Genomic DNA, 9,343 nt, shown 5'->3' with positions numbered 1-9,343 from the left:
TTGCAAAAACATGATATTGATGTTGCTCGTAATTTGACACCTGAAGACCTTGCAGATTTGCAAAAAACAACAGATGTTAAAATCAAAGAAGTGTTAGAACCATNATCAGTTAAAAAGTTGGCGCCCTGGAGAAGCTATTTTATTGCGTGCAAGCTCTCACTATTGGGGACAAGCACCTAAACTAAAGCAAATTTTAATTCGCCATGTTGCGGAGCCTGGAACTCAGCGCTTGTTATTGCAAAAACATGATATTGATGTTGCTCGTAATTTGACACCTGAAGACCTTGCAGATTTGCAAAAAACAACAGATGTTAAAGTTGAAAAAGTGTTGGTGCCAACCATGATGTATTGGGGATTCAATACGACGAATCCGATTTTTGCTAAGGAAAAAGTACGCTTGGCGATGCGTTATCTTATAGATTATGAAGGTCTTGGCAAGAAGCTTCTCAAAGGGATTGGTATTCCACGGGCAAGTTTTATTCCTCTTGGCAATCTTGGGGCTTTGGATGAAAAAGAAGGACAACCCTTTAAGCTTGATATTCAAAAAGCCAAGCAACTTTTAGCAGAGGCCGGTTATCCGAATGGATTTGAGGCAAATTTTCTTGTATCAAACACTCCTTATACTTTGTTACTTGCTCAGTCACTCCAAGATAGTGCTGCGCAGGCAGGGGTGCGTCTTAAAATTGAACGTGTGGCAGGTACACAGTTGTTTTCAAAAGTGAATGCACGGGCTTTTGATACGGCNCTTTGGATGAAAAAGAAGGACAACCCTTTAAGCTTGATATTCAAAAAGCCAAGCAACTTTTAGCAGAGGCCGGTTATCCGAACGGGTTTGAGGCAAATTTTCTTGTGTCAAATGCTCCTTATACTTTGTTACTTGCTCAGTCACTCCAAGATAGTGCTGCGCAGGCAGGGGTGCGTCTTAAAATTGAGCGATTGGCAGGTACACAGTTGTTTTCCAAACTTTATGCCCGAGCTTTTGATACAATNTGCTCAGTCACTCCAAGATAGTGCTGCGCAGGCAGGGGTGCGTCTTAAAATTGAACGTGTGGCAGGTACACAGTTGTTTTCAAAAGTGAATGCACGGGCTTTTGATACGGCTTTTGTCGGATGGAATAATGATTCTGCGGATCCTCATACAATGGCTTCACGTCTTATTTACAATCCAGATAATCGGTTTGAGGCAAAAAATACAGCCTATCCTAGTTGGAAGCATGGGTATTTTGATGCTAAGATGAATCAAAAAGTTGAAGAGGCGTTGTTTCAAAAAGATCCGCAAAAACGGGCGAAAATATATGCTGATTTACAACGTGAACTTATGCAAAAAGGACCTTATGCGTTTATTTACCAGCAATATAGCGTTATAGCGATGACACCGGATGTCAAAAAATGGGTTTGGAATAGTGCACCGCGTATTTTTTATAGTAAAATTGAAAAATAAGAGTGTCTTTTTGTGTTGTCAAAGGTAAAAATAGCTTGATCATAATTGCATGATAAAAATATTCTTTTACATAAAAGTCCTTCAGTTTTTTAAAGGATGAAACTGTGAGGGATGTTTGTTCTATATATGATGGAGGTCGTTTGTTAAGGAGGGATGAATATAGAAAGTTATATTGGAGAGGATCTTTGTTTGTGGCTACAGATTCTCTGCATCCCGAATATAGATTAACGTATGAGAGAATTATTTTATAGATGCTTAGTTTGATTAAATGAAGTTGATGTTTGATACTATGCTGTTTAAAAGATGAAAGAGCAAAATCACAACAGCTATGTGTGAAAAGGCACAAGAATACAATAGGAAGGAAAATGGGGAAAAAATGTTAAAACAATTTACTGTTTTATTAGGCATAATAGCTTTTCTAAATGGGGGGGTAATATCAGTATTCAGTGCTTCATCTAAAGATGTATTGGTAATGGCATGGAATATTGATTCAATTAGTAGTTTTGATCCAGCGCAAACTGTTGAGGTTGTGGCGAGTGAGTTATTGACGAATATTTGTAGCGCGTTAGTGCAATATGATGAGCATGACCCTACAAAAATTCGCCCTGCTATGGCCAAATCTTGGGATGTTTTAGATAATGGCAAAAGAATAGTTTTTCATCTTCGTGATGATTTAAAGTTTAATGATGGAAGAACAGCAACGGCACAAGATTTGGTGTGGTCGATGCGGCGGATTATTAAATTAGGATTGAGCTATGCCCAATCTTTAATGGATTATGGGTTTACCAAAAAAAATGTTGAAACAAATATTCAGGCTCTTGATGATAAGACTTTACAATTAAAATTAGATAAATCCTATCCCATTCAGCTCATATTGACTGTTATTGGACAATCTTATGCTTCTGCTTTGCTTGATCGGAAGACAATTGAAGCGCAGAGTATTAACGGTGATATGGGGAATAAATATTTAGCGACACATTCAGCTTGTGTTGGACCTTATAAATTGGTGAGCTGGTCTCCAGGAGATAAAGTTGTATTAGAGGCTACACAGCATTATTGGGGCGATGTGCCTAAAATTAAGCAGATTGTTGTGCAGCACGTAGCAGATTCATCAAGTCAAAGACTTCTTTTGGAAAAAGGTGATGTGGATATAGCGCGTGATCTTTCTTCAGAGGATATTTTAGATCTTGAAAAAAAGCGAGGACCGGTCAAAATTAGTCGTGTTTTGCGCCCCCAGATTATTTATCTATCATTAAATAATAAGAATGCAATTTTTGCAAACGAAAAGGTCAGATTGGCACTTCGTTATTTGGTTGATTATAAAGTCCTTGGAAAAACTGTTTTGAAGGGGATTGCTATTCCGCGGGCAACTTATATGTCCTTGGGTGTTCCAGGTGCTTTGGATGAAAAAGAAGGTCTGCCTTTTAAGTTGGATTTGAAAAAAGCAAAACAGTTGATTACTGAGGCTGGTTATCCGAACGGTTTTAAAGCTAATCTTTTAGTTGGAAGCCTTAGTTATATGTCGTCTGTTGCACAGTCTATTCAAGCTAATGCACGTAAAATTGGTATTGAACTGACAATTGAAAAAATGGCACAAAATCAATTGTTGAGCCGTGTACGTGGTGGAAATTATGATACTGCTATTATGGGGTGGGGGAGTGCCGATCCTGATGGACATCCCGCTTCATTAAATCACGTGTTTAATCCTGATCCAACATTTACAAAAAAGCACAATATGTATTTAGCTTGGCGCGCTGGGTATTATGATGAAAATATTAATAACATGGTGATGGATGCTTTGTTTGAGAAAGACCCCGATAAGCGTATCATGCAATATCGTACTTTACAGCATTATGTGCTAGAGCATGGTCCGATGGTTTATTTATTTCAGACATATTATACCGTTGGTATGGGACCTGATGTCAAAAAATGGATTTGGAACAGTTATAGACTTTATTACAATGAAGCAGAAAAATAAAAAGAAGCATGTTATAGAGAAGGATTGTAGAACATGCTTAGTAAGAGGTTGTTTCGTTATATAAAAAAAGGTATTTGCTTTATGTTTTGTCACTACAGAGGGGATTTTTATAATGGTTTTGCCATTTACAGAGACTGAAAGAGATGTATCAGAAAAGCAGAAAAAATTATTTTTATGGGATTTTTTATGCAAAGGATTGAAACTTCTTATTTCAGTTTTTATCACATTGCTTGGGTTGGTGACTATTACTTTTTTTCTTGGTCATCTTCTTCCTCTAGATCCAGTTCTGTCTATTCTTGGTGATAATATCAGTCAGGAAGCTTATGATGCAATGTATTATAAGTTGGGTCTTGATAAGCCGTTGATTGTCCAATATTGGAAGTATCTTCATAATGTATTTTTATTTGACTTTGGAGATGCTTTAACTTCTGGGCGTCCTGTTCTAGACGATATTATGCGTGTATTTCCTGCAACATTAGAGCTTGCAACCGTTGCTATTGTTATTGGCACAAGTCTTGGAATTCCGTTTGGTGTTTTTGCAGCAATGTATCGCGATTCATTTATTGATTATGTTGTCCGTGTTTTTACACTTGTAAGTTATTCTACTCCGACGTTTTGGCTTGGATTAATGGCGTTGTTAATATTTTACGCCAAGCTTGGCTGGGTTGGTGGTCCAGGACGTATTGATTTTCTTTATGAATATTCTTTTGAACCAAAAACAGGATTTTTCCTTTGGGATACGGCAAGCCAAGGACAATGGGAGGCTTTTGGTAATGTTTTTAGTCACATTATTATGCCTGCTTTGATCTTGGCTTTCGGTGCTATGGCTTATATTAGCCGTATGACTCGTGGTTTTATGATTGAGCAGCTTAATCAGGAATATATCATTACTGCACGTGTAAAGGGTTTATCGTGGGCGCGAACGGTATGGAGACATGCCTTTAAGAATGCTGCTGTTCAGGTTATTACCGTTGTTGCGCTTTCTTATGCTTTTTTATTAGAAGGGGCTGTTTTAACGGAGACAGTTTTTGCTTGGCCTGGTTTTGGACATTACTTGACAAATGCTCTTTTAGCCGGAGATATGAATGCAGTTGTAGGGTGTACTTTACTTGTAGGATTTATCTTTGTCGCCATTAATTTATTTTCTGATTTGCTTTATCGCATTTTTGATCCAAGGACACGTTGAATATGACAGTAACTAATCATCATAAATCGCAATCATCATTTTTTTGGGGCTGTTGGTTAAACGACCCTGTTCCAAGCTCCATAATTCAAGCGAACATACAAAGAATTTATCACGCACTGGTTAAGTTTTTTCATAACTTTTCGGCTGTATTTGGTTTGCTTATTATTTGTATTGTTATCATATGTGCATTTTTTGCTCCTTGGATTGCTACGCATGATTTTCTTAGCAATGATCTAGGGCATCGGTTGCAGCCACCCTCTATGGCGCATTATTTTGGAACAGATGAATTAGGACGTGACATTTTTAGTCGCCTTGTTTTTGGTTCCCGTATTACTCTTTATGTTGTTTTTCTTACAACAGTTATTGTAGGTCCAATAGGGCTTATTGTTGGAACTGTATCTGGTTATATGGGGGGATGGGTTGATACTGTGCTCATGCGCATTGTCGATATTTTTCTTGCTTTTCCAGGTTTGATTTTAGCTCTTGCATTTTCAGCCGCATTGGGACCAGGGATTGAAAATGCTTCTATTGCAATTTCAATTGCAGCATGGCCGCCAATTGCACGTTTAGCACGTGCTGAGACTTTGACAATACGTTCTTCTGATTATGTTTCTATAGTTCGCTTGCAAGGGGCTTCTGCTTGGCGAATTATTTTGTTTCATGTTGCGCCCATGTGTATTCCTTCAGTGATTGTACGATTAACTTTGGATATGTCTGGAATTATTTTAACGGCTGCTGGTCTTGGTTTTTTAGGGTTGGGAGCTCAACTTCCAAGTCCTGAATGGGGGGTGATGCTTTCTTCAGGGCGGGAATTTATGATGACAAATTGGTGGTTGGCGGCAATACCAGGTTGTGCAATATTATTTGCAAGTCTTGCTTTCAACCTTTTAGGTGATGGTCTTCGTGATGTATTGGATCCACGCAATGGGTAATAAATTATTAGAAGTAGAAGATTTACATATTTCTTTTCCTACAACGCGCGGCATTTCAGAAGTTGTGCGTGGCGTTAGTTTTTCTGTTGGAAAAGAAAAAATTGGAATTGTTGGTGAATCCGGATCTGGCAAATCGATGACTGGGCGCGCAATACTAAGGTTGAGTCCAAGAGCAGCCATTGTTAAAGCTAAAAAAATGCGCTTTGAGGATGTTGATTTATTGACTGCAAGTGAACCTCAGATGCGAAAAATCCGTGGGAAGCGTATTTCAATGATTTTACAGGACCCCAAATATTCACTTAATCCATTAATACGAATTGGTGAGCAGATTATGGAGGCTTACCGTATTCATTACCGCGTTTCAAAAGTTGAAGCGCAAGAACGGACTATATCTATGTTAGAATCTGTTCATATTCGTGATCCTGAACATGTGATGCGCCTCTTTCCTCATGAAATATCAGGGGGGATGGGGCAGCGTGTGATGATTGCAATGATGCTCATTCCAAAACCTGATTTAATTATTGCTGATGAGCCAACATCTGCACTTGATATTACGGTCAGACGACAAGTTTTATCTGTATTAGATGAACTTGTGACCAAATCTGGAACGGGACTTATTTTCATTAGTCATGATTTGAATATGATTGCTGATTTTTGTGATCGTATTTTGGTGATGTATGCGGGCCGTGTGTTAGAAGAATTGCCTGCTTCTGATTTGTCTCACGCTTGTCATCCTTATACGAAGGCGTTGCTCGCGAGTTTGCCACGGCTTGATAATCCTGTTGATGTTTTGGCTGTTCCTGAGCGTGATCCTGATTGGTTGTATAATCCTACGATTGTTAATGGTGTTGAGGAGGTTCCTCATGACAAATTGTGAGAATATTATTGATGTTTCTAATTTATCTGTAACTTTTGGTCATAGGCATAAGGCAGTAACAGTTGTTAAAAATGTTAATTTTCATATTAAGCATGGTGAAGCTTATGGTTTGATTGGTGAATCCGGATGTGGAAAATCAACTATTTTGAATACGTTGGTGGGGCTTATTCCAGATTATAGTGGAAAGTTCCTTTTTGCTGGAAAAGAAGTCGAAAAGAAAAGAAGTAAGGATTTTTTACGCCGTATTCAAATGGTTTTTCAAGATCCTTATGCTTCACTTCATCCAAGAAAAATGGTCCATACGGTTCTTTCTGAATCTATCAAAATCCATAGGATGGATAATCAAAAGGAGCGGGTGGAGGATGCTTTAGATTCGGTTGGTTTAGATTCTTCATTTCTTTATCGTTATCCTCATGAGCTGTCTGGAGGGCAGCGTCAGCGTATTGCTCTTGCACGTGCTTTAATTATTGAGCCAGAGGTTTTGTTGCTTGATGAGCCAACATCTGCATTGGATGTGTCGGTACAGGCTGAAATTTTAAACTTGTTGAAATCGTTGCGCGTGAGAAAAAAGCTTACTTATTTGATGGTATCCCATGATCTTGCTGTTGTTGCACATATTTGTGAACGTGTTGGAATTATGCATAAAGGGATTATTCTTGAAGAGCTTAACAATGATGAATTGCGTAATTTACATGCGCAACACGATTATACAAAGGAGTTTTTTGAAGCAAGTATAGAGCCTATTGTTTATAGAGAGCAAAGAGTATGATCGATTTTCCAAAAGAGAAAATACATTTTTCTTTTTTATGTTTAGAGAAGTATTTAATATCTTTTTTGTAATAGAGATTTTTTTGTATTTTTTACAGTTTTAGCTTTTATTTATCAAAAAATACTAAGTTTTATTATTTGCAAAAGAAGAAGTTGTTGTGAAAAATTTATCAATAATAAATGATAATTACTTAACCATTTTTGTTTTTTCTATTCTTAAAAATAGATTTCATATACAAAAAGGCAGCACCGTATTGTACAGCCTTTTTGTGAAAACGAACAGAATAAATACGTCTACTTTTAAGCTTTGTTTTAAAACTGATAGCGTATTCTTCCTGAAAAGTTTGTTCCGGATATACCGGTTTTTTTGCAGATTTTTTCGATAGTTCACATCACCATGAAGGGAGAAATTGTGAGACAGTTGTGCATTGATGCCAAGCCCACCTTCAATGGCAAACCCCGTTGGATCAAGGGAAAAGGTGTCGCTAATTTGTATGCTATGATCATCACCAAAGGTTTGAAGTAAGTTTACTTTCCCATAAAAGGAAAGAGTACGATCTTTTTTGGTGTTAACAATGGTTTTTGTTAAATGTCCACCAATTCTCATCAGCCATTGGTGAGGTTCGCCGATATCAACTTTAAGGTTATCGGCATCAGAAAAGGCGTTAAAGATTAGACGCTGGTAAACAAGCTGTGCCTGGGGTACAAACGTGAGCCCTTTAATACCCGTTATGAATTTTTGACCTATTATTGTTGAGGCAATTAACATTTTTATATCATCGACTTTAGTGGTACTTTTAGCGATGGCTGTAGAGATATTTCCTTTCTAGATCCCATAAGAGAAGAGTGTATCCATATAGAAACCGCTACTATGCTCTATACCGCTGTAAGCTGTGGCTGACCATTTGTTAAGCGTACTCTTGTCTGCATCTTCTATATCCTTTGGGGTGAGGGATAATTGCCCATAGGTTCCGGTAAGTCCCCAATATAGGGTTGTGTTTTGGCCCTTTTGTGCAGAAGCCGTAAAACCTGCTTGTGTAGCAGCATAGCGGATGTTTGTTTCATAATCATATTGAGATGATAAAGTTGCTATACTTCCATATGAAGACAAGAAAAAGCCCTTCTTCTTTTTATCCTCTTCTTTTCCAAAATCTGTTGTTCTCAGATCAGCTAACAGAGTACTTTGTTGAGCCATATCGATAAAACCAGCGTAGAAGAGAGCATTAGGTATGGCTAAATAGCTTGCTACTTGTGGTAAAATCAATTTCTGCAAACGGAAATCCCAGAAATTATCATTTTCTCCCAACAGGTTTTGAGTTTTATTTGCAGCACCATAGCTGGATGTTGGTCCATAAGCGGTAAGCCTATATTTATAAGGTGAACCAGTTGCTTGGATATAACTATTGGCTAATTTGAAGGAATTTTCATCTGCATTTCCAGAAATTTGAATGAGCGAAAATCCACTGGTATTGGAAGAAGGGCGAAAAGCTTCTGTTATATTATTGCTATCTTTGACATCACTCATAACATAAACTGTTGTGGTGCCTAAGACATCCCCCTGAATCAGAAGTCGATCATTTTTTTGATCGGTTATATCAGAACTCTCAACAGATCCAATATTAAAAGAAATCTTTGCATCACCAGNTTTGGTGCTGATACCGCCACCATTATGCATTGGAAAAATATAATCGCCAATGCTTTTGATTTCTCTCAAGCTTGGCAAAAGTTTAAACAGGGGCTTGGCGCTGTTGGCAAGTGGTTTGGCAATGTGTGGGAGGGCTTTAAACAAAGTCTTTCCAACTTTTGGAGCTGGTTGGGAAGCTTTTTTGCCCGCGAAAAGCTCTCTGAGGGTGCGAGGGCTGGTATGGAACAAGCGGGGGAGGACTTAGCCAATTGGATTGTCGATGGTTTTATGGCACCCATCACAAAATTGAGCGATTTTTGTAAATCTTTGCCTCATCGCATGAAGGGGTGGATTGGGTCCATTCATTTAAGAGAGTTTTTGCCAAGTTTTTTGGGAGGCAAAACAGTCATTCAACCAATTGCACAATTTGCGGGGGCTGGTCATGCAAATCACTCCGTGAGAGAGCAAAGAGGCGGAGAACGTTCCCCCATCACGCACAATCAAAATGTCACAGTACATGTCAATGGCGCTCGTGAT

General features: G+C 38.3%; 6 protein-coding genes and 4 pseudogenes. 9 read left to right on the top strand and 1 reads right to left on the bottom strand.

The window, feature by feature from the left end; genetic code table 11:
- Positions 1-106: 106 nt before the first annotated feature.
- The 8 genes and pseudogenes from ACFIJ0_RS05565 to ACFIJ0_RS05530 form a co-directional block, all read left to right on the top strand.
- A pseudogene (locus tag ACFIJ0_RS05565) lies at positions 107-769 on the top strand (ABC transporter substrate-binding protein); the annotation flags it as partial.
- Positions 748-1,011, top strand: a complete 264-nt coding sequence (locus ACFIJ0_RS05560) for an ABC transporter substrate-binding protein (RefSeq protein WP_375661424.1) — start codon at positions 748-750, stop codon at positions 1,009-1,011. The pseudogene ACFIJ0_RS05565 and the gene ACFIJ0_RS05560, both read left to right, overlap by 22 nt.
- A gap of 7 nt (positions 1,012-1,018) precedes the next feature.
- Positions 1,019-1,441: pseudogene (locus ACFIJ0_RS05555) on the top strand (ABC transporter substrate-binding protein); the annotation flags it as partial.
- 376 nt (positions 1,442-1,817) lie between these two features.
- Positions 1,818-3,419 carry an ABC transporter substrate-binding protein gene (locus ACFIJ0_RS05550; protein WP_375643894.1) on the top strand — a complete coding sequence of 534 codons (1,602 nt, stop codon included), beginning with the start codon at positions 1,818-1,820 and terminating at the stop codon, positions 3,417-3,419.
- Between the two features lie 112 nt (positions 3,420-3,531).
- Entirely contained in the window at positions 3,532-4,605 is a 1,074-nt protein-coding gene (locus tag ACFIJ0_RS05545) for an ABC transporter permease (protein WP_375622449.1), read from the top strand.
- A 2-nt stretch (positions 4,606-4,607) separates the two neighbouring features.
- Positions 4,608-5,537 (top strand): ABC transporter permease, encoded by a 930-nt coding sequence (locus ACFIJ0_RS05540; RefSeq protein WP_375622447.1) that lies wholly within the window; start codon positions 4,608-4,610, stop codon positions 5,535-5,537.
- Entirely contained in the window at positions 5,530-6,414 is an 885-nt protein-coding gene (locus ACFIJ0_RS05535; protein WP_375622445.1) for an ABC transporter ATP-binding protein, read from the top strand. Before ACFIJ0_RS05540 ends, ACFIJ0_RS05535 begins: the two co-directional genes overlap by 8 nt.
- Positions 6,401-7,183, top strand: a complete 783-nt coding sequence (locus ACFIJ0_RS05530; protein WP_375622443.1) for an ABC transporter ATP-binding protein — start codon at positions 6,401-6,403, stop codon at positions 7,181-7,183. Before ACFIJ0_RS05535 ends, ACFIJ0_RS05530 begins: the two co-directional genes overlap by 14 nt.
- Positions 7,184-7,411: 228 nt before the next feature.
- Here ACFIJ0_RS05530 and ACFIJ0_RS05525 read toward each other — a convergent pair.
- A pseudogene (locus ACFIJ0_RS05525) lies at positions 7,412-8,857 on the bottom strand (autotransporter outer membrane beta-barrel domain-containing protein).
- On the opposite strand from ACFIJ0_RS05525, the pseudogene ACFIJ0_RS05520 reads away from it, so the two are divergent.
- A pseudogene (locus ACFIJ0_RS05520) lies at positions 8,852-9,343 on the top strand (phage tail tape measure protein); the annotation flags it as partial. The pseudogenes ACFIJ0_RS05525 and ACFIJ0_RS05520 sit on opposite strands and share 6 nt — an antisense overlap.

This window comes from Bartonella sp. OC68QHHN (assembly GCF_042193875.1).
Taxonomy (GTDB): Bacteria; Pseudomonadota; Alphaproteobacteria; order Rhizobiales; family Rhizobiaceae; genus Bartonella; species Bartonella grahamii_A.
Note: the sequence above shows the minus strand (reverse complement) of the source record. Positions and strands in the feature narration are given on the sequence as shown.

Bases quoted from the DNA above. Each gene is read 5' to 3' on its own strand.
- ACFIJ0_RS05550 (WP_375643894.1), top strand. From the start codon at position 1,818: ATGTTAAAACAATTTACTGTTTTATTAGGCATAATAGCTTTTCTAAAT.
- ACFIJ0_RS05545 (WP_375622449.1), top strand. From the start codon at position 3,532: ATGGTTTTGCCATTTACAGAGACTGAAAGAGATGTATCAGAAAAGCAG.
- ACFIJ0_RS05540 (WP_375622447.1), top strand. From the start codon at position 4,608: ATGACAGTAACTAATCATCATAAATCGCAATCATCATTTTTTTGGGGC.
- ACFIJ0_RS05535 (WP_375622445.1), top strand. From the start codon at position 5,530: ATGGGTAATAAATTATTAGAAGTAGAAGATTTACATATTTCTTTTCCT.
- ACFIJ0_RS05530 (WP_375622443.1), top strand. From the start codon at position 6,401: ATGACAAATTGTGAGAATATTATTGATGTTTCTAATTTATCTGTAACT.